General features: G+C 31.5%; 18 protein-coding genes. 13 read left to right on the top strand and 5 right to left on the bottom strand.

The window, feature by feature from the left end; genetic code table 11:
* Nucleotides 1–273: 273 nt before the first annotated feature.
* Nucleotides 274–852 (bottom strand): zinc dependent phospholipase C family protein, encoded by a 579-nt coding sequence (locus ACFWTK_RS12510; RefSeq protein ID WP_415876303.1) that lies wholly within the window; start codon nucleotides 850–852, stop codon nucleotides 274–276.
* Nucleotides 853–1,048: 196 nt separating this feature from the next.
* Here ACFWTK_RS12510 and ACFWTK_RS12505 point away from each other — a divergent pair, with 196 nt between their 5' ends.
* From ACFWTK_RS12505 to ACFWTK_RS12495, 3 genes are read left to right on the top strand one after another with little or no spacing between them, the layout of a single operon-like run.
* Nucleotides 1,049–1,975 carry a flippase-like domain-containing protein gene (locus ACFWTK_RS12505; protein ID WP_415876302.1) on the top strand — a complete coding sequence of 309 codons (927 nt, stop codon included), beginning with the start codon at nucleotides 1,049–1,051 and terminating at the stop codon, nucleotides 1,973–1,975.
* A 55-nt stretch (nucleotides 1,976–2,030) separates the two neighbouring features.
* Entirely contained in the window at nucleotides 2,031–2,591 is a 561-nt protein-coding gene (locus ACFWTK_RS12500; RefSeq protein ID WP_415876301.1) for a LemA family protein, read from the top strand.
* A gap of 49 nt (nucleotides 2,592–2,640) precedes the next feature.
* On the top strand, nucleotides 2,641–3,465 hold the full coding sequence (locus ACFWTK_RS12495; protein ID WP_415876300.1) for a TPM domain-containing protein: 825 nt from the start codon (nucleotides 2,641–2,643) through the stop codon (nucleotides 3,463–3,465).
* Nucleotides 3,466–3,543: 78 nt separating this feature from the next.
* Here ACFWTK_RS12495 and ACFWTK_RS12490 read toward each other — a convergent pair whose 3' ends face one another.
* Nucleotides 3,544–4,674: an amidase domain-containing protein gene (locus tag ACFWTK_RS12490; RefSeq protein ID WP_415876299.1), complete on the bottom strand. Its 1,131-nt coding sequence runs from the start codon at nucleotides 4,672–4,674 to the stop codon at nucleotides 3,544–3,546.
* Nucleotides 4,675–4,873: 199 nt separating this feature from the next.
* Between ACFWTK_RS12490 and ACFWTK_RS12485 the strand changes: the two genes are divergently transcribed.
* The 3 genes from ACFWTK_RS12485 to ACFWTK_RS12475 all read left to right on the top strand — a co-directional run bounded on the left by ACFWTK_RS12485 (nucleotide 4,874) and on the right by ACFWTK_RS12475 (nucleotide 8,616).
* Entirely contained in the window at nucleotides 4,874–5,047 is a 174-nt protein-coding gene (locus tag ACFWTK_RS12485; RefSeq protein WP_415876298.1) for a Spo0E family sporulation regulatory protein-aspartic acid phosphatase, read from the top strand.
* A 111-nt stretch (nucleotides 5,048–5,158) separates the two neighbouring features.
* Nucleotides 5,159–6,436, top strand: coding sequence for a LysM peptidoglycan-binding domain-containing protein (locus ACFWTK_RS12480; RefSeq protein WP_415876297.1), 1,278 nt, complete (start codon nucleotides 5,159–5,161; stop codon nucleotides 6,434–6,436).
* Nucleotides 6,437–6,624: 188 nt separating this feature from the next.
* On the top strand, nucleotides 6,625–8,616 hold the full coding sequence (locus ACFWTK_RS12475; RefSeq protein ID WP_415876296.1) for a hypothetical protein: 1,992 nt from the start codon (nucleotides 6,625–6,627) through the stop codon (nucleotides 8,614–8,616).
* Between the two features lie 110 nt (nucleotides 8,617–8,726).
* On the opposite strand, the gene ACFWTK_RS12470 is transcribed toward ACFWTK_RS12475, so the two are convergent.
* Nucleotides 8,727–10,727 (bottom strand): fructose-1,6-bisphosphatase, encoded by a 2,001-nt coding sequence (locus ACFWTK_RS12470; protein ID WP_415876295.1) that lies wholly within the window; start codon nucleotides 10,725–10,727, stop codon nucleotides 8,727–8,729.
* Nucleotides 10,728–11,088: 361 nt separating this feature from the next.
* On the opposite strand from ACFWTK_RS12470, the gene ACFWTK_RS12465 reads away from it, so the two are divergent.
* Both ACFWTK_RS12465 and ACFWTK_RS12460 read left to right on the top strand, forming a co-directional pair.
* Complete coding sequence (locus tag ACFWTK_RS12465; RefSeq protein WP_415876294.1) at nucleotides 11,089–11,769, top strand: response regulator transcription factor; 681 nt, start codon at nucleotides 11,089–11,091, stop codon at nucleotides 11,767–11,769.
* On the top strand, nucleotides 11,766–13,289 hold the full coding sequence (locus tag ACFWTK_RS12460) for an ATP-binding protein (protein ID WP_415876293.1): 1,524 nt from the start codon (nucleotides 11,766–11,768) through the stop codon (nucleotides 13,287–13,289). The genes ACFWTK_RS12465 and ACFWTK_RS12460 overlap by 4 nt, the downstream gene beginning before the upstream one ends.
* 112 nt (nucleotides 13,290–13,401) lie before the next feature.
* Here the strand turns inward: ACFWTK_RS12460 and ACFWTK_RS12455 are convergent, their stop codons facing one another.
* Both ACFWTK_RS12455 and ACFWTK_RS12450 read right to left on the bottom strand, forming a co-directional pair.
* Complete coding sequence (locus ACFWTK_RS12455; protein WP_415876292.1) at nucleotides 13,402–14,622, bottom strand: S1C family serine protease; 1,221 nt, start codon at nucleotides 14,620–14,622, stop codon at nucleotides 13,402–13,404.
* 121 nt (nucleotides 14,623–14,743) lie between these two features.
* The gene (locus tag ACFWTK_RS12450; protein ID WP_415876291.1) at nucleotides 14,744–15,568 is read right to left on the bottom strand and encodes a YihY/virulence factor BrkB family protein; all 825 of its coding nucleotides are present in this window, start codon (nucleotides 15,566–15,568) and stop codon (nucleotides 14,744–14,746) included.
* Between the two features lie 862 nt (nucleotides 15,569–16,430).
* On the opposite strand from ACFWTK_RS12450, the gene ACFWTK_RS12445 reads away from it, so the two are divergent.
* From ACFWTK_RS12445 to ACFWTK_RS12425, 5 genes are all read left to right on the top strand, one after another.
* A complete protein-coding gene (locus tag ACFWTK_RS12445; RefSeq protein ID WP_415876290.1) occupies nucleotides 16,431–17,645 on the top strand; it encodes a hypothetical protein in 1,215 nt (404 codons plus the stop codon).
* A gap of 49 nt (nucleotides 17,646–17,694) precedes the next feature.
* Nucleotides 17,695–18,177 carry a hypothetical protein gene (locus tag ACFWTK_RS12440; RefSeq protein ID WP_415876289.1) on the top strand — a complete coding sequence of 161 codons (483 nt, stop codon included), beginning with the start codon at nucleotides 17,695–17,697 and terminating at the stop codon, nucleotides 18,175–18,177.
* Complete coding sequence (locus ACFWTK_RS12435) at nucleotides 18,143–18,583, top strand: hypothetical protein (RefSeq protein ID WP_415876288.1); 441 nt, start codon at nucleotides 18,143–18,145, stop codon at nucleotides 18,581–18,583. The genes ACFWTK_RS12440 and ACFWTK_RS12435 overlap by 35 nt, the downstream gene beginning before the upstream one ends.
* A 360-nt stretch (nucleotides 18,584–18,943) precedes the next feature.
* Nucleotides 18,944–19,642 carry an Ig-like domain-containing protein gene (locus ACFWTK_RS12430; RefSeq protein WP_415876287.1) on the top strand — a complete coding sequence of 233 codons (699 nt, stop codon included), beginning with the start codon at nucleotides 18,944–18,946 and terminating at the stop codon, nucleotides 19,640–19,642.
* Nucleotides 19,643–20,374: 732 nt separating this feature from the next.
* Nucleotides 20,375–20,797: hypothetical protein (locus ACFWTK_RS12425; RefSeq protein WP_415876286.1), on the top strand; the 423-nt coding region annotated here is incomplete at its 3' end.

The following is a 20,797-nucleotide window of genomic DNA, read 5'->3' as shown; positions in this document are numbered from 1 at the left end:
ACATTCCATATGAGATTTGCATTTAGGAAAGCTTCACTGCGCAAAGAAGCTCTAATGCTAGTTCGACGCTTTCTACAATGCAAATCTCATACTCAAGTTCAATATTAAAAACATTATTCATATTTATATAATTTTATCAAATGAAATATTTCTAGGTGGAGGCGCAGAGTTGTGCTCTTTTTTAAATAGGCGAATTTCCTCCACTTCTGCACTTCTCAACTGCTCAACTTATGTACTCATCCATTCGCACCATATGTGCTTCCACTTCTCCACTTAAGAAAAATGCGCAGCATTTTTCTTTAAGATATTGTAAAGCACGACAGCACATATCTCTACTGAAAATTCAATGTCTTTAAACACCTTTCCATCCTTATTTAAATAATCCATATGTTTTCTATTTATAAAATTAATTAAATCTTCGGTTGTATTTATGAAGGAGTCTTCAGCGAAAACTAAAAATGTGTAAGATAGCTCTTCTATATCAATTTTTCTTAAAACATAAGCTAATCTATTTTCATATATAAAATGGATAGGCGTAAAATTATATTTTTTGTTGTTATGAGGATAGCAAAAATAATCCGCAAGGTAATGAGCAACTATGCCTAGTTCCATGGAAAATTTTTTTAAATCCTTTTTTGTTTTGGGAAAAGGTTCTCTTTCTAATAAACTTATCCTATTACATATTGTATCAAAAGATTTATTTTTATAATGAGATATTTTAATAAGGCTTGGAGCAAAGTCAGGTTTAATGCACCCGTATACAAAACTCTTTAAATCTAATTCTATATTAAGGCTTTCTAAAAAGCTCTTATAGAGAGCTTTTGCTATAGAGAAATGGCTTAAAGGTAACAAGTAAATTCACTTACTTTCTTTTATATTCTTGTTATGTTATTATGTGTGTTCTTAATAGAATTTATAAGATTATAAATGAATATAAAAAAAATGTTAATAAAAAATATAATTGAATAAAGAGCTTTAATATAAATATTAAGTATAGAAAAGTATGAAAGTTATATTTAATAAAGGAATTTTATGGAGATGAAAAAGAGTGAAAAAAGGAAATTTAGCCAAGGCAATGGTAGCTTTTACTGCACTAATCTTCGTTTATTTTGAAGCAAAGAAAAAACTTAAAAATTATGATATAAATCAGGTTATATATCTGCTATCTAGTTTAAGCACAGGCAGGATAATAGTTTTATTTATTTTAGGATTAATGGCTGTTAGCACCATGACCTTGTATGATTACTTTTTAATTAAACACCTTAAATATAAGTTCTCTCTTTTTAAGGTTTGGAAGATATCCTGGATAGCTAATACTTTTAACAATTTTTTAAGCTTTGCAGGAATGACTGGAGCAGCAATAAGGACATTGCTTTATAAAAAGAATAATATATCTTCAAAAGAAGCTGTATACGCCAGCGTGATTCTAGCCCCTTCAACGGTAATAGGAATTTCTGCAGCTTCTTGGCTCATCATTTTCAATATATTAAAAGGAAGAGATATATTAATGAAATATAAGATTTTATGGCTTGGAGTAATATGGTTTGCAGTGTATCTTCCTTTATATTTTCTTTTATATAAATGGGAATGGTTAAATAAAAAAGTTATGGCTAGAATAAATGAATATAATAGGGACACAATGGAATTAAGAAACAAATTAATAGCATCATCTCTTATAGAATGGATATCTGTAGGATTATTATTCTTTTTTATATGCATAACCTTTACTAAAAAAATTACAATCTTTGAAGCTATAGGTATATTATCCGTATCAGCTATAGCTGGAATAATGAGCTTTATACCAGGAGGCATGGGATCCTATGACCTAATATGTATTTTAGGATTACAAACTATGGGAGCTCCTTGTGAAAGTGCTGCAGCTATATTAATAACATTTAGAATTTGCTATTACATAGTTCCTTGGCTTATAGGAGTGATTTTAGGAATAAGTGAAATTATTACAAAAGAACATTAAAGTTTTCTATATATCATAAAATATATTATTACATAATAAATTAGGAGGTATTTAAATGAAAAAGATTTTGATTGGCATAATAGTTGCAATCTTAATATTAATTGTACCTGTAATAAGTAGTTATAATAAAATGGTAGGCTTAGAACAGAAGGTAGAGACAGTAGAAGCAAACATAGATACAGAACTTCAAAGAAGAAATGACCTAATTCCTAATCTTGTTAACACAGTTAAAGGCTATGCCTCACAAGAAAGCGAAGTTATTGGGAATGTGGTGGAGGCAAGAGCAAAGCTTGGAGGAGCTCAAACTGTAGAAGATAGGGCTAATGCAGATGCTGAACTTTCATCAGCTTTATCTAGACTTCTTGTAGTTGTTGAAAGATATCCAGAACTAAAGTCAAACCAAAACTTCAGGGATTTAACTGTTGCTCTAGAGGGAACTGAAAATAGAATTAAAATAGCAAGACAGGATTACAATAAAGCAGTAAGCGAATACAATACGACTATAAGAAGATTTCCAAATAGTATAGCTGCTAGAATTTTTGGATTTGATGAAAAACAATACTACAAAGCAGCAGAAGGAGCAAAGGAAGTACCAAAGGTAGATTTTACTAAATAAAGATTAGTAAACCATATAGGAAAGTGATTACTAAAAAGGGGATGAATTTATGAAATTTTCTAAAAAATTAATAAGGTTTATGCTCCCCTTATCGATAATTATACTAAGTATCATTGTTCCTTTTAGTTGTGCTAAAGGGGAGGTCAAGTTTCCTACCCCTACAAATTTAAAATATATAAATGATTACGCTGATGTATTGGATATGGACACAAAGGAATATTTAGTGTCCGTAGGCAGTGAGCTTGAAAATAAGACAGGAGCTCAAGCTGTAATTGTAATTATAAACTCTTTAGAAGGAAATGATGAATCAAGTTATGGCAATGAATTATTTAGAGCTTGGGGAATTGGTCAAAAAGAAAAGAACAATGGACTTTTAGTTTTGCTTTCCATGGAGGAGAAGAGATGGAGAGTAGAGGTAGGACGAGGACTTGAGGGAGCAATTCCAGATATCCTTAGCAATAGGGTAATGGAAGATGCAGCAGTTCCAGAATTTAAAAATGGAAATTATGGAGAAGGATTAAGAAAAGCATATTCTATATTTGCAGATCTTATAGCAAAAGAATATGGAGTAACCTTAGAAAAAAATGAAAAAATAGAATATGATTACAATGTGCAGAAAGGAAAAGGAACTCCTATCCTTATATTTTTTATAATAGGGTTATTTTTAATAGATATGATATTAAATAGAGGAAGGGTATTTAGATTTTTATTAGACATTATATTTTGGAACTCCTTCTTTGGCGGAGGACGAGGCGGCAGAGGAGGCCGCGGAGGTCATGGAGGCTTCGGAGGAGGAAGTTTTGGTGGAAAAGGCGGCTTTGGCGGCTTCGGTGGTGGAGACAGCGGAGGCGGCGGCTCATCAGGAGGATGGTAATTAAAAAAGTTTAGAATGGAAAGTGGAGAAATAAAGAATATGCTGAATTAAGAAAAGCTTAATTCAGCATATTAGTAATTAAAAGTGTACTCTAACTAACCAGAATTTAATTTTTTTATCGCTCCAGCCCAGGTCCCAAGGCACTCTGTATCTATCTGTGTTGTGGCAGTTTACTAAGGAGTAGCCGTGGGAATCAGCTCCAGTTACAACAGATATGTGAGTTACTTTACCTTTTTTCTCATAGGCTATAAAATCACCAGGAAGAAGTTTATAAGAAGCTTTATATACTTGGTTGTAAGTTCCATAAGCAATTACAGAGGCCCTGCCGCTGTTTAACATGTAGTCTTTAAATCCTTGGGCATTGAGCCAAGCTTTTGTTCCATTACCTTTAGAATAGTTCCAAATCCTGTTCTTTCTAAAATTTGCACCTTCAAATAGGATTTGAGAAGCGAAATTTGCACAATCTCCCCCCTGTGGATTGAAGTTTTTATAGTTTGTATTATATTTAAAACCATACTTCTCTTCACTGGCAGTTCCACAGTATCTATCAGCATATTCCACAGCAGATATTCTTCTCTTATTTATTGCCGAAAGATCTCGGGCAGGTTGTGACAATATGTATTGTTTTATATCTGCAGCCTTTATGTTGTCTAAATTTAAAGAGTCTGCAAAAGGATCTGTATACCATTCACGGGTTATATACCAGTTATTATCTTTGTTTTCCAAGGTCAATGAGTGAGAGGTTCCAATTCTGAATTTGTTAATCTTATCTGTGTCTTCACCTATAGGATTTTCATTTTCATACACATACATATATTCTGTAGTACAAAATAGGTTAATAGAATAAACACCGTCTCCTCCTTTAATTTTTCGTACCCTTACTTTAGGATTTACTCCTATAAATTTTACTCCTTGTTTCTCAGACCAGTTATTAAGGTATTTTAGTTTTTTTATCTCATGTTCGTATGCCCAACTGCCATACTTTGTCTTTAAATTGTATATTTTCTCAATGGACTCTTTATCTCCGTTAAGTATTGCAGTGTTTCTTATTTCAAAGATTTCTTCAATTTTTTTAGTGACTTCATCATCATTGTTATCTGCATTAACTACAGGGGCGTTATGGAGAAATAAAAAATATACTCCAAAAGATAAAAAGGTAATAATTAAAAGAGTTAAAATAAGCTTTGATTTTTTAATTACAACAAACATAACAATTCCTACCTCACTAATTACTATATAAGAAATTATATGAAAAACGAGAAAAATATAGTATATCTACTTAAAATAATTTAAGTTCCATAAAACTAATACTTATAAAATGTTATAACAGAATTTTACATACAATAATATATATGATATAATTACTAATAATTATTAACTAAATAGAATAAATATAAGGAGGGATGCTATGTCTAAACAGCAGGTAAAAGACTTAGAAGCCATTGATAAAGAAATTGAAGTTTTGAGGGAAGTATTAAATAAAGCTGTTATAGACAGCGATGCCTCTCCAGAGTATGTATTGACGATAAGCCAAAGGTTAGACAAGCTTATAACTCAGTACTATAAAGGTCAAATTATATAAATATATTAAAATAATATTACTTGTTAGTTGTTTGATAATAATTGCTATTTAGTATCACCTATTAAAGACCTCCAGCATATATTAAACTAGTATGAATTGGAGGTGTAACTTTTGGTTATACATGTTGTAAGATCAGGCGATACAATATACAGTATTGGCAGAAGGTATGGGGTTTCCCCTAATAAAATAATCTCAGATAATGAAATAGAAAATCCTGAAAGGCTAGTAATTGGTCAAACCCTAGTAATACTGGGAGAGACTATAAGACATACTGTAGGAAGAGGGGAATCACTTTATACCATAGCTAGAAGATATGGAACTACTGTGCAAAGCATACTAGATGCTAATCCTGAAATAACAGATCCATCATCAATTTCTATAGGACAAGTAATAAACATTCCTCCTACAAGAAGGCTTGGAACCATTGAAGTGAATGGGTATGCTTTTCCAAGTATAGATATGGAAATTTTAAGAGAAACCCTTCCTTACTTGACTTACTTAAGTATATTCAGCCATGAGGTAAGACCAGATGGCAGTCTATCTTCAATAAATGACACTCCTTTAATAAGTGCAGCAAGAGCAGCAAATGTAGCGCCCCTTTTAGTTATTACCAATATAGAAGAAGGAGGTAGCTTTAGCAGCGATTTAGCAAGAACTATATTTAATAGTACCGAGCTTCAAGATACATTAATAAATAATGCTATAGAAATGCTAAGAAGCAAGAACTACTATGGGTTGGATATAGATTTTGAATATATTTATCCAGAAGATAGAGAAAAATATAATGACTTCTTAAGAAGGGTTACAAGCAGATTAAAACCTTTAGGTTATCAAGTGACCACAGCTTTAGCACCAAAGACATCAGCAAATCAGCCGGGCTTGCTTTATGAAGGACATGATTATCCAGTTCATGGAGCCTTAGCTGATCATGTTATACTTATGACTTATGAATGGGGATATACCTATGGTCCACCTCTTGCAGTGGCTCCTATAAATGAAGTTAGAAGAGTTCTTAACTATGCTGTAACAGCAATACCAAGGGATAAAATATTTATGGGAATACCTAATTATGGCTATGATTGGACTCTTCCGTACAGGAGAGGAACAGCAGCTAGAACCATATCTAATACAGGAGCCGTGGATTTAGCAGCAAGAACAGGAGCGGTAATACAATATGATGAGGATGCTCAAGCACCATTCTTTAACTATTATGACTCTGATGGAAGACGTCATGTAGTATGGTTTGAGGATGCAAGGAGTATAGAAGTTAAACTAAGACTTGCTCATCAGTTTAGAATTAGAGGAGTGAGCTATTGGACAATAGGAAGATGGTTCCCTCAAAACTGGCTTGTATTAAATGCACTTTTCAATGTTAGAAAAGTCATATAGAAAATGCAGTTTAAAAATTTACACGCTTCGCTGAGTGAATGAAAGTTTACAAGCGAAGCGTCTAATTTATATAAATTGAACAATAAATGATAAATTGTTGCAATTTTCATATTAATATATGGTAAAATATTAATAAGTTATTTACAATAGATGATAAAAACAACAAACAATGAAAGTAGGAGATGGATGTGAGGATTAGAGGAAAACAAATTATATTACCTTTGGTTATGCTGATTCTATTAGTAATTGGCACAAAAATAGATGCTAGAGCGGCAGATAACCTAGAGGTAGGAAAAGATAAGGTTTGGAAGATAACTTTCAACAAAAAAATACGATATGATGATGGAGCAATTGGTTCCATAAAAGTATTGGACACAAAAGGGAAAAAAGTAAGAGTAAGACTGGAGCTTGCAGATGATGAAAAGACTATTTTAGTAAAACCACCAATTAGAGGATATGCTGAAGGAGAAAAGTATACTTTAATGGTGGAAAGAAACATTTATTCAAAGTTTAATATAAGGTTAAAAGATAAAAAAGAAATCAGCTTTACAATAAAAAATGATGGACCTTTTAAGGACATGCAGATTTTAAATCCTGAAGATAATATAAATGCTGAAGAAAATAAAAAGTATGTATTTAATAGAGTAGACAAGTTACTAGGATTAGAAGATAAAGATATAAAACAAAGCGGATGGAATTATACTGTATATAAGCTTACTAATATAGATACTCCATATGTTATTATTTCTAACAAGGAAAATGCTGAAGAGATAAAGCTTCCAGTAAAATTTAAGGGCTGGTTTGGAGTTTATATAGGGTATTCAAGTGATACAGAAGGTTTTAAAGTAAAGCATAATGAAAAAGAAGAGACGGTTATACCATATGAAAAAGATGCAAATAACAGCACAAAATATATAAATGAAAGCTTTGCTTTTGCAGATAATTTTGATGGAGACAGCATAAGCATAGTTCCGATAAGCGGCAAGATGGCGGAAATAGCTTACATAAAGTTTGCAGCCCTAAAGGATGAACAGGTTAAGCTGTATAATAAAGAGGATGAATATACTTCATATTCGAGAGTAGTATATGACAATGATGGATACACAGATTTCTTCTGGGGAAAATATCCGGATGTGCCTAGCCTGCAGCAATTTCCTGTAAACTTGTATTCTAAGACAGGAGCTAAGGAGATAAATTGGACATTAGGTACTACAGGGCTCTTAACCTATAACAGCAAGTACGCTGGAATACCTTTTAAAGATTTCTACAAATATGAATCCGTTGTTAGAGATGGAGATATTTTGGCAAAAAAGCAGATTATAAATATGCTAATTTCAGGTCAATCTCCTTTAGAGATAGTAACTAAAAAAGCCAATGAAATGGGGATTAAGACTAATGCATCCTTAAGAATGGCAGCTTTTTATTCATCAGATTCTACAAAGTTCCTAAATGGAGCTTTATATGATAATTATGGCGACTGCCTTCAGAGCAATGGAATTTCATTAAGTTATTATTATCCTAAATTTAGAGAATACATATTAAATGTGCTAAAAGAGGTTTCTATGACGGAAAACTTAGATGGAATAACCTTAGACTTTTGCAGATATCCTAATGTTATGGGAAATGAAGCATCTCATGCAGAAAAGATATATATAATGACCTCATTTATTAGAGAAGTTAGAAGGGAAATTCCAGATAAGAAAATAACAGTAAGATTTCCATATTTAAATCCTGAATCCTATGGATTGGATATAGAAGCTTGGGTAAAAGAAGGATTAGTAAATAGAATCATACCATCTGTTATAAGCTATGAAGACTTTTTTAACTTTGACAGATATGTAGAGATGGTAAAGGGAACTAATGTAAAACTTTATCTAGGAGTTACAGCCAATCTTAAAGGACAAGATTTAACTCCTGAAACAGAAGAATTAATGAAGCAAGGAAAATATATTCCAAACAATGAATATGTATCAGCAGAAGAATACCTATTTAGAGCACATGAGGCATATGAAAAAGGAGTAAAGGGACTTTTCCTATTCAACACATTAAACGATATGGATCTTACGAAAGATGTATATCCTAAGTTTAAATTAATAGGAAACAAAGTTGAAGTAGACAAATGGTATGAATTTGAATATCCAGCCTACCTTGTAAATTATAAGGTGGAGTGGGAAGTATAAAAATAGTAGTAAGCAGTGAAAAGTGGCTGCGGTTTTAAATTAAAAAACCGCAGCCACTTTCCGCATAAAAAAGCTTATTATCAGTTGAATTTAATATTTGAAAAGTTCTATTATTCATTTATGGTGGCCCCTTCTTTTATGAGACCTTTTCTATAGGCTATTAAAAGCATTTCCAGTTCCTTAATTTGCTTTTTAATTTCCCTTCCTATATCTGTGTCTGCAACCCTTTTTCGCGAAAGAGCATGTTCAAGTATTACGGTAGAGGATAGAATATCCTTTTCTTCCTTAATGGCTTTTTCTATAGAGCAAAATGGCTCATGAGAGCTGAGCAAAAGACCATAAGAATTATAAATCAAAGTGTAGCCTGCAATGCCTGTCTCAGGCTGATATGCTCGGCAAAAGCCTCCATCTATAACTAAAAGTTTTCCGCTAGCTTTAATTGGATTCTCTCCAATTTTAGTTTTTACAGGAATATGTCCGTTTATTATATGAGAAGTATTTGGATCTAGGTTAAATTCCTTTAAAATATTAATAACCACATCTTCATTATCTCTATATTTATAGTAAGGATTTCTTTTTTCCACATGAGTTTTCTTATCATCTATAAAATATCTTTCAAAAGTAGTCATTTTGTGCTTTCCAAACTCAGGAGAATCTGGGCCGCACCATAAATACCACATCATATTCATGGCATATTCCTTTGCTTTAGAGCCATCCTTAAAGAAAAAGGCTTCTCTTGCAAGATGGTCAAACTTATCTAACAAAGCTTTACCCTTATATTTAACCCCAGAAATTGTTACTTCCTTGAAAGAACCATCCTCATTAAGAGGAATACACCCATGATATAAAAGATTAGAATTATAAATCAAATACATGCTTCCTTTAGTATATAAAAAACGAATATGGCGTTGAAGCTTTTCGCTGTGTATAAATGAATGTTTTAATTTTTTTATAAGCTCTTCCTCTTGAGAAGTTAGTTTATAAGGATCCTTAGGGTTGATTGTTGGAAAGTGCTTATCATTAAGAGCATAAGTTTTTCCATTCAAATTAATTGTGCCTTTTTCATAGTCTATCTTATCCAGCAAAAGGTAATCATTCATTAAAAATTCAGGATTCTTTTGAACAATCTGTCCTTCAAGCTTGAACTGCATAATAGCTATAGCCTTGTGCATTTTTGAGATTAAAGCAATCTCTCTTTCGCTTAATTCCTTATTAATAACTCTAGGTATAAAGCTTTTGCATGGATCGTCATCATAAAATTCTGTTGAAAAAGTAGCAAGAGGAAGCAGGTTTATTCCATAACCATCCTCTATGGTGTATAGGTTAGCATATCTTAAAGCTATTCTAAGCACATTGCATATACAAGCTTCAGAACCAGCAGCAGCTCCCATCCAGAGAATATCGTGATTTCCCCATTGTATATCCACAGAATGATGTTTCATCAAGGCTTCCATAATTATTTCAGGTCCTGGACCTCTGTCATAAATATCTCCTATAATGTGAAGCCTATCTACGGCAAGCCTTTGAATAACTTTTGAAATAGCTATAATAAATTCACCAGCTCTATCAATATCGATTATAGTAGAAATAATTCCATTATAATATTCATGCTTGTTTACAGTGCCATCATGTTCATGAAGCAGCTCCTCAATTACATAAGCAAAATCCTGTGGAAGTGCCTTTCTAACCTTTGAGTGGGTATACTTTGAAGAAACCACTCTACAAAGCTCTATAAGTCTATAAAGGTTTATCTTGTACCAGTCCTCTAAATCTTCCTCAGTGTTTTTAATCAGCTCGATTTTTTGCTCTGGATAATATATAAGTGTAGCCAAAGCAGCCTTTTCACTTTCTCTTAGAGAATTGCCAAAGACATCATCTATTTTTCGCTTTATAACTCCAGAAGCATTTTTAAGGACGTGAGTGAAAGATTCATGCTCTCCATGCACATCGCTTATAAAATGCTCTGTACTTTTAGGCAAGTTTAAAATAGCTTGCAAATTTACAATTTCAGTACTAGCTGAAGATATACTTGGATACTGATTTGCAAGCAGCTGCAAATACCTTAAATCATTTTTTATCATATCTAAATTGTTCTCATCACAGAAGGTCATTGTTATCCCCCTTTTTATTATATAAAAAGTTCATATACTAAGAAGAATGCTTTGCATTTTTCTTATATTATATCATATATTATTATGCACATTAAATAAAAATGCTACAATATTTATTAAAAAAGCATAAAAAAGTGTATAACAATAAATAAAAGTACTACCTATTAAAGTCATACTATATAAGCTTATTCTACCATGAAAAATATAATTCCACATCAAGTAAATTTTTTAAGATGATTTTTGAAATATTGAAGAATTTTCATTGTATGAGTACAATAGGAATATATAATACATTTTAAATTTTTACTAAGCATCCAGTAAATATTGACCATCATCTAAAGAATGAGGGGGAATGAATATTTTGAATGAAACAATACTAATAATTGAAGATGAAGAAAGAATGAGAAAACTTTTAAGAGATTATTTTAAAGGCAGCGGATTTAATATATTAGAAGGTGACAATGGAATAAAGGCTTTAGATTTATTTAAAAATAATAAGGTAGATTTGGTTATACTGGATATAATGATGCCTTACATGGACGGATGGACAGTTTGTAATAAGATAAGGCAAGTTTCTGATATACCTATAATAATGCTTACAGCAAAGAGTGAGGAGGAAGACAAACTTCTAGGGTATGAGCTTGGAGCTGATGATTATGTGACAAAGCCTTTTAGTCCTAAGGTTTTAGTTGCTAAAGCAAAGGCTCTTTTAAAAAGGAGCAGTGGGAAAAATAAGTTGGAAAATGAAATAAGAAACTTCAATGGCCTTGAAATTAACTCCCTTTCTCATGAAGTGAAAATAGATGGAGAGGAAATACAGCTTTCTCCTAAAGAATATGATTTATTATTATTTTTTGCTGACAATGAAGGAATATCCTTAAGCAGAGATATAATTTTGGATAAGGTATGGGGCTTTGATTATTATGGAGGCCTTAGAACTGTTGACACTCATGTAAAGAGACTGAGAGAAAAATTAAAGCACAAAGCTGACTATATAGTTACTGTAAGGGGAAGTGGGTATAAGTTCGAGGTGAAAGAATGAAAAAAAGCATCGTTTTAAAGCTATTTGTAATAACCGTAGTTTTTTTTACAGCCTTCATAACTATACAGATGTTATTTCAATCTATGTTCTTTCAAAACTTTTATACAGATAGAAAGACTAAGAATCTAAAGAATAATCTTGAAAACTTTGAAAAAAGCTACGTAGATAACATTGGAGATATGGAAAAAACTCTCAATAACATAAAGAATTTTGAAGAGGAGAATAATGCAAAAATAGTTATATTAGAAAGCAATGGGCTTTTAAGTTATATAACAGATTCGCAAGATAAGATGGAGGATTCAAACAGAATAAATATAATAAAAAAAGTGGTAGAGGAATGGACGTCTAATCCTAGGGCATTTATAGATATGCAGACGAAGGGGGAGACTGTGACTTATATATTCAATGATCACAATTATAATGTTAAGAACATAGTATCTATTGTTCCAGTATCCTTTAATAATATTCCCGTAAAGGTAATATTTGCAGTATCTTCTCTTCAGCCAGTGGATGAGGCTGTAAAAGTAATGAAGGAGCTTTACATATATGTATATATAGCTGCTGTAATTATTATATTAATACTTGCATTTATATATTCCAAGATGATTTCAAAGCCGCTGGTGAAACTTAACAAGGCAGCTTTGAAGATGGCAAAGTTGGATTTTACGGAAAAATGCGAAGTAACTACAGAGGATGAGATAGGAAACTTAGGAAAAACTTTGAACTTCCTATCTAAAAACTTAAATGATGCTCTATCTTCTTTGAAAGAATCCAATGAACAGCTTCTACGTGACATTGAAAAAGAAAAAGAGCTTGAAAAGATGAGAAAAGAATTTGTAGCAGCAGTATCCCATGAATTAAAAACTCCCATAAGTTTAATTGAAGGGTATGCTGAAGGCATAAAAGACAACATTGTACAGGGAGAAGACAGGGATTATTATTTAGATGTAATAATAGATGAAGCTGAAAAAATGGCAAACATGGTATCGGATATGTTGGAGCTTTCCAAACTTGAATCGGGGAACTTTAAAATAGAAATGAATGAATTTTATCTGGATATGACAATAAATGAAACCATAAAGAGATTAGAAAAAATCAGAGGACATAAGGATACAGACAGAAGTTTTACTATTGTAAGCTCCGTAGATAAAAATTTAGAAGTGCTAGGTGATGAGGACAGAATTGAAGAAGTAATAACTAACTTTCTTACAAATGCCATAAGGCACGTCAAAGATAAGGGTAATATATATGTAAGAACTCTAACTAAAGATAATAAAATTTTTGTTGAAATTGAAAATGAAGGCGAGCAAATAAAAGAAGAGGAAATGAAAAAAATATGGGACAGGTTCTATAAAATAGACAAATCCAGAAACAGAAGCCTAGGAGGCACAGGACTTGGTCTTAGCATAGTCAAACACATTCTACAGCTTCACAACAGCGATTTTGGAGCAGAGAACACAGAAAATGGAGTGAAGTTTTACTTTTCACTAAATAAGAAAAATGCGCAGCATTTTTCTTAAGTGGAGAAGTAAAGGCGCCTATAGGCGCCTCCACTTGGGGATATCTTACTTTAAAAAATTATATGATTGTGAATAATATTAAAGATTGTCACAATTTATTTCTATAATGTTTCTATGCAGAAAGTGTAAGTGTAAGTTTTTTAGTCTTTCCATCTCTAATTACTTGTACTTCTACTTTATCTCCAGAATTGTGATTTTGTTTTATAGTGTTTATTTCTTCAACGGTTTTAACTGTTTTGCCATCAAATTTTGTAATAACGTCTCCAGGTAGTAAACCAGCTTTTTCAGCAGAACTGAATTCTTGTACTTGGTTAATATAGACTCCTATAGGAAGATTATATTGTTTAGAAAGTTCTTTAGTTATATCAGTTGCACTAATACCAATCTTCAAAATAGGCTTTATAAGTTTTTCAAGTTGAGGCTTAACTGTATTTATAGGAATTGCGAAGCCAAGTCCTTCTATTTGATTTCCGCCGATTTTAGCTGTATTTATTCCAATTACTTGACCATAGCTATTAACCAAAGCACCACCACTATTACCAGGGTTTATAGCAGCATCTGTTTGAATATACTTCTGAGTTTTGCCATCAACAGTTACCTCTCTATTAACTGCACTTATAACTCCAGCAGTTACTGTTCCTAAAAATTGTTTTCCAAGAGGATTACCGATTGCTACAGCAGTTTCTCCAACTTGAACGCTGTCAGAATCTCCGAATTCAGCTACTGCAGGAACATTTACATCTTCAGTTAACTTTATAACAGCAAGATCTAAAGAAGAATCATAGTTAATAACTTTAGCAGGTATTTCTTTTCCCTGTTTTCCATCATTAAAGATAACATTTATCTGTTTTGCTCCATTTATTACATGATAATTGGTTAAAATATATCCATCCTCATTAAATATAATTCCAGATCCCATTCCTTCTTGAGTTTCAGGAAGCCCAAACATATCTGAAGTAGTTATGCTCTTAGTAGAAACCCCTACAACAGCAGGTCCTACTTGTTTTGCAATGTTTGTTACAGAAAGAGGTACTGAACTAGAACTTGTCTTAACTGTATTGCTATTTGTTTTTCCAGAATTAGATTGAACAGTGCTTGATGAAGATATACCCTTGCTATTAAGGTACTTTATAGTAGCAAATGAAGATGCTACACCACCTAAAGAAGTACACAAAACCCCAACTATCAAATAAGAAAGAAATTTCTTTCCCATGCCTTTTTTTGGCTTACTCTTTTTGCTATTATCATAGCTATAAGAAATATTCTCACTTTCCTTCCAAGATTCTACGTCTACAAAATCATCTTTATTAAAATCATCACCAAAATTACTCATAAACATTCCCTCCTGATATATATAAACAAACTTTATAATTTCCTTTGATTTATTTATATATTATCTCTGTTTTGTTACAGTTTAATGACAAAGCCATAAAAAAACTGCAAAATGCAGTTTTTTAGGGTTTCCACTCTTCGCTTAGTAAAGCATTTATTTCTCCTCCAATTAAAATTATAACCGACGTCAAAAATAGCCATACCATAAGCGCAATCACTGCTCCTATGCTGCCGTATAGTCTGGAGTAGTTGGCAAAGTTATCTACATAAAAAGTAAATCCCATGGAGGATAGTACCCATCCTATGGTGGCAAAGACTGATCCAGGAAGTACATCCCAGAAGGTAAGCCTTTTGCATGGAGTAAACTTGTAGAGCAGCGCAAAAATAAAAGTCATAATTATTAGAGTTAAAAAGTATCTCAAAAAGTCCCATATAAAATGAAACTTTACAGAAAGAGAAAGCCAAGCACTTATTTTATATCCTATTATATTTCCAAGCACAAGAATAAAAAGAGAGAATATTATCAAAAAAGTAAGTGCAAAGGTGCATAAAATAGCTATGAGATAAAGCTTCCAAAAAGGTCTGCACTCCTCCTCTTCATAAGCCTTGTTAAGAGCTTTGATAACAGCATTAAAACCATAAGAAGCAACCCATATTGTAACTATAAAGCTAAAGGATAATAGATTTCCTTTCTTAAAATCAAATATTTCAATTACAGTAGTATAAATTAAACTATAAGCATTATAAGGAAGAATATTTTTTAAACTTATAAGAACATCTTGGCTTCTCACAGAACTGTATCCTGCTATGGTAAATAAAAAAATTAAAAATGGAAAAAAGGATAATAAAAGACTATATGCAAGTTGAGAAGCTAAGGCAAAAATATCATCTTTTATAAGCTTATGTATGAGTTTAAAAAAAACATTTCTATTTTTTCCTTTATACAAAGCCACAACCCCTTCTTTAATTCTTTAATATAAATAACTATGATTCAAATGAATCCTAATTATAAAGTATTTTTTGTAATTACTAATATTAATATTCTTTAGAAGAGAATTTAAAACTTCAGCAGGATAAAAATAGATAGTAAGTAGAAAATCATTGTAAAATTGCAATAGGAAAATAATAGAGTATAGCAGAATAAGTTTAAAATGAAGTCATATATTATATGAGGAAAGTTTTAAGAAGGAGCATAAGAATATTTTAAAAGGTATGAAAATATATTATAAGAAATGGATAATACATGGTATATATCCAATAAATAGGGTATTTTTAGGAAAGCAAGGCCATAATGAAAAAAATATACCATATTCTATTGAATTTTATGGTAAAATAGTTTAAAATCAATTCGATAAGGCAAAATTTATGAAAAAAAATATTAAATTTATTCGAACTTTTTATTAAATTCATTCGTAAATATAGTTGTAGATGGATATAATCCCATATTAATCAAATAAAAATGGAAAAATACTCAATTAGATAGTAACAATTACCATAAATAATTTATTCATTAATAGTTGATAAATGGGACAAAAACCTATATAATAAAAAATATATTAAGTATGGCAATAAATCCTACATATACACCTTGATGAATATATTAGTAAAATAATGATATTTTACTAATATAAAAAAGGAAATGTAACATCTTTGTAGAATATTAATTTAATAAGGTAAATTCTAAAAGACTGTAATATCAAGGAAATATAATTTACTTATACTTTTATATTTCCCGATTTTACATATATTATTCAACACAAAGTTAATAATTTTATAAAAAATAAACTATCAAAATGGGAGGGAACACAAGTGATTAAAAGAAAGATGAGTTTACTTCTTGCAGCAGTAGTAGTTGCTACAGGAGTAGGAACAATCACACCAGCATTTGCTGAAACAGCTGCACAAAATTTACCAAATGTTTATCGTGCAGTACCATCAATATCAATGGCTGAAGAAGGAGATGACTTTACATTTGCTCTTACAGCTAAAGATTACCAAGGACAAGTTCAATACAGAATTTGGGTTCAAAACCTTGAAACAAAAGAATGGTCTGAATTAACAAATGGATATTCAGAAGCTGTTGAAGCTGGTCAACCATTCATGCCACAAGCTGCTGCTAAATTAAAAGCTGGAAAATATAAAGCTTCTATCTGGGTAAAGAGAGCAGGAGAAAAGGGCGTTAATGAAAACAAAAATGGAGATTATGACAGCTACTTTACAAAGAATTTCTCAATCCAAAAAGATGGATATTTTGATAATAGAGTAGATTTAACTAATGTAGAAATAAAAGATAGCTACACAGTTAACGAATTTGCAAGCATTGTTGGACAAGACAACTATAAAATTCATGTTTTAAATTCAAAGGGTGAATGGACATACGATCCAGATGGATATGAAACTGCTGAAGGTTCTGCAGATGACATTAAATTCGTAGAACCAGGTGTTTATTTAGTAGACGTTTGGGGAATGAATGATACTCCAACAGATGCTGTTAAGAAACAAGGATATGATGGATTCAAATTAAAGGTTGTTACAGTAACTGAAGCACCAGTTGAAGAAATCCCAACATTTGAAGTAATAACAGCAGATACTAATGCAATTCCAATGCAAACATTAGTACAAATTAAGTTAGATACTGAAACTCCAGAAAAATATGAAGTTAAAGTTGCTGGAACAGCATTAGAACTTAGAACAAACAAAGATGGAGAAAAAGTATTCATCGGAGTTGTTAATAAGACTTTAACTAAAGACCAAGTTGTAGAAAATACAGAAGTTACTAAAGCTGGAGATGAAGATAAAGAAATACCAGCACACCAAATTGTAACAGTAGATACTAATGCAATTCCAATGCAAACATTAGTACAAATTAAGTTAGATACTGCAACTCCAGAAAATTATACAGTAGAAGTTGCTGGAACAGCATTAGAACTTAGAACAAACAAAGATGGAGAAAAAGTATTCATCGGAGTTGTTAACAAGACTTTAACACAAGAACAAGTTGAATCACAATTAGTAGTAAAATAATTGAAATCATAAAGATTTAAATATAAAAGATTTTAGGAGGGAATTATAGATGGCTAATAAAAAAGTAGTTAGCGTTTTATCAACAGCTGCTATAGGAACATTGATCGCTTCAGCAGTAGGAACAACTGCATTAGCAAAGGTTGATGGATTAGTAGTTAAGAATGCAGAAGGAACTTATTTAAATTATGATTTAACAGAATTACAAGAATCAGCAGTAGAAAATTACCTAGGAAACGAAGAAGGTGCAGCTTTATATAAGAGCTTTGACGCAGCTAGAGCTACTTTAGTTTCTTATCACGATGACAAAACTGGATTCATCGATGCTAATGCTATAGCAGAAGCAGCTAAAGATGCAATCTTAGGCGGAGAAGAATTCGATGTAAATAAGTTTACAGAAGCTTCTAAAGAAACAGCTCTTCCAGGAACAGTTTACAAAGCAGTAGTTAAGGATGGAGTAGTTGTTAAAGGTGAAGAAGTTAAACCTAACGGTGATACTGATGAAGATGAAGGATTTAAAGGTTGTTTCAGTTGAATCTATAAATGCTGCTCAAATTAAAGTTACATTTAACAGAGCATTAACTGAAGATGAAAGAGACGAAGCAGAAGATTTAGACAACTATACATTAAATAATTCTAAGGGCGATGAAGTAGAAGATGTATTTGCAGACGTTGATATAGAAGAAGATTCAAAGGAAGCTATATTAACTGTAGACTATAACAGAATTGGCGATGATGATGATGATTATCAAAACCAAGCTTCTTACGAATTAGTTCTTGATGAAAATATTACTGGAACAGAAGTAAGCAAAGAATTTAAAGTTTCTGACTTTGAAATTCCAGAAGTTACATCTGCAGAAGTTGTTGGTATTAGAACAATAAAAGTAAAATTAAGCGAGCCAATAGTTGCTACCAAAGATGATAAAGAATTAATATGCTAAAATGGAAGATGCTTTTGAAATTAATGATGGAGAATACTCAATAGAAAAGGTTAACTTCTATCAACAATGGAACAGAATTAAATATTGTTCTTTATAGTGACTTAAAAGATGGAGAAGAATTAACAGTTGATGTTAAATCAGAAGCAGAAGATTATGCTGGATATTCATTAAAGAAAGCTCAATTTGAAACAAAAGTAAACTTTGATAAATCAGATTTAGTAATTGAAGGTTATAAGAAAGCTAAAGATAGAGAAATAACTTTAGTATTTAATAAAGATGTTAAATTTGCTGACTATGAAGACTACACTAAGATAGTTGCTGAAAGTGCAAAAGATGATTCAGATTATGAAGGATTTAAAAATGTACCAGATAAGTGATGATGTAATTGAAAGCTTCTATCATACTACAAGCAAGAATACAGTTGAAGCTGTAGAAATTGATGGAAATGAAGTTACTTTATACTTCGGAGATGATTATCAACTTCCAGAAACAGCATATGTATTTGTAGATGCTGATGTTTTAGAAGATTTATGGGAAAAGGAAAACGATGATTTAAATATCAAAGTTAACGTAGTAAAAGATAATCAAAGACCAGAAATCAAAAAGATTGAACAAGATGAAGATTCAAATTATAAGATAATCATAACATTTAATGAAGATATAGAAAAGAAATCTTCAGAAGATAAAGGAAACTATACTGTTAAAGATAAAGATGGAAAAGAACTTAGAATTTCTAAAGCTGAAAAGACAGATGATGATGAAGTTACTTTAACTCTATCAAAAGAATTAGAAGATGGAGACAAGTATGAAGTAACTGTAGAAGATGTTGAAGATAAAGCTGGAAATAAAATAAGCAAAGTAACTAAGACTTTCACAGCTAAAGAAACACAAGCAGTTAAAGCAGATGATATAACAGTTAGATACTATGATGCAGGAAAGAGCAATCAAAAGATAGTTGTTGACTTTGATACTAAGATGCTAGCTGATGGAAGCAGATATGCAATCAACAACCTTGAAAACTATGATTTAACAATAGTTAAGGGTTGGAAAGACTTATGAGATTAACTTATCAGATTATGATGGAGCTAGCGTAAAAGCAGTAGATAATGCTACTAAAGCTGAATTAAGACTTCCAGGAAATAAGGAGGATCTTGATGATCGATTTAATTTTACAGGTGCAACTCTTACATTAGATATAAATAAAGTTGAAGATGCTAATGGAAATAGAACTGGATTACTAAGAGATATTAAAAGTTAATGGATCTGCTGCTTCAATTGGATTAGATGAAGATAATGATGAGCCAGTAGCTGTAGATAGAGAAACTATTAAGATAGTATTTGATGATGAAGTTAAGTTTGACGGAGATGATGTAAAACTTAAGGAACAAGGAACTGGAAAGGAGATAACACCAGCTTCTACAAAGGTTGAAAAAGCTAATGGAAAGACAACTGTAACTTATACATTAAAAGAAGATGATCAATTATCATATGACGGAAAACATGATGGAAAGAAGGTTGCAGTTGTAGTTGAGGGTAGTAAATCAGAAAACAAATATGGTGATACATTAGCTAAGGCTCCTTATATAGTTAAGGATGAAATAGCTCCAGAATTAGCTAAAATTGATGATAATAATGATGTTGTAAAGAATACTAAGATAGATGATAGAGATGACTATGATGATGCAGTAGTATTAACTAGCTTCAGTGTTACTGATCCAGACAATAATCCTGTGACAAAGGATGGTACCGTAACAGCTACTGTTGAATTAACATTTGAAGAAGCAATAAGATATGACTAACATATATAATAACTTTAATCTATTCAAGGTTGATGATAAGGATGTAAGAATAATTGGCGTTACCCCAAAGGGCTCTGATTCTGATAAAGTTGAATTAAAACTTAGTGCAAAAGAAAGCGATTATGATGAAGCACTTGATTTCTTAGGATTAGGAATTACTACTGAAACAAATAAAGTATATGATTGGGCATTTGATAAGGATTATAACCGAGATGCTAACGGTGCAGTAGTTGATACTGATGTAGAATATGTACCTTTAGCTATAAGAGGAATTAAAGCTATAGAAGATCAAATTGAAGAATTAGCTAGCGAATATGTTACTGTAAATAATACAGATAGTGATACAAAGACAATAACAGCAACTGTTAAAGATGGAAAAAAAGGTGCATATCTAAAGGATGTTCTTCCAATTGAT

This window comes from Clostridium sp. (assembly GCF_047777555.1).
Taxonomy (GTDB): Bacteria; Bacillota; Clostridia; order Clostridiales; family Clostridiaceae; genus Clostridium_H.
The sequence above is the reverse complement of the archived record's forward strand: the minus strand, read 5'-3'. Positions and strand labels throughout refer to the sequence as shown.

Bases quoted from the DNA above. Each gene is read 5' to 3' on its own strand.
- ACFWTK_RS12500 (WP_415876301.1), top strand. From the start codon at position 2,031: ATGAAAAAGATTTTGATTGGCATAATAGTTGCAATCTTAATATTAATT.
- ACFWTK_RS12495 (WP_415876300.1), top strand. From the start codon at position 2,641: ATGAAATTTTCTAAAAAATTAATAAGGTTTATGCTCCCCTTATCGATA.
- ACFWTK_RS12490 (WP_415876299.1), bottom strand. From the start codon at position 4,674: ATGTTTGTTGTAATTAAAAAATCAAAGCTTATTTTAACTCTTTTAATT.
- ACFWTK_RS12485 (WP_415876298.1), top strand. From the start codon at position 4,874: ATGTCTAAACAGCAGGTAAAAGACTTAGAAGCCATTGATAAAGAAATT.
- ACFWTK_RS12470 (WP_415876295.1), bottom strand. From the start codon at position 10,727: ATGACCTTCTGTGATGAGAACAATTTAGATATGATAAAAAATGATTTA.
- ACFWTK_RS12460 (WP_415876293.1), top strand. From the start codon at position 11,766: ATGAAAAAAAGCATCGTTTTAAAGCTATTTGTAATAACCGTAGTTTTT.
- ACFWTK_RS12455 (WP_415876292.1), bottom strand. From the start codon at position 14,622: ATGAGTAATTTTGGTGATGATTTTAATAAAGATGATTTTGTAGACGTA.
- ACFWTK_RS12440 (WP_415876289.1), top strand. From the start codon at position 17,695: ATGGCTAATAAAAAAGTAGTTAGCGTTTTATCAACAGCTGCTATAGGA.
- ACFWTK_RS12435 (WP_415876288.1), top strand. From the start codon at position 18,143: ATGAAGATGAAGGATTTAAAGGTTGTTTCAGTTGAATCTATAAATGCT.
- ACFWTK_RS12430 (WP_415876287.1), top strand. From the start codon at position 18,944: ATGTACCAGATAAGTGATGATGTAATTGAAAGCTTCTATCATACTACA.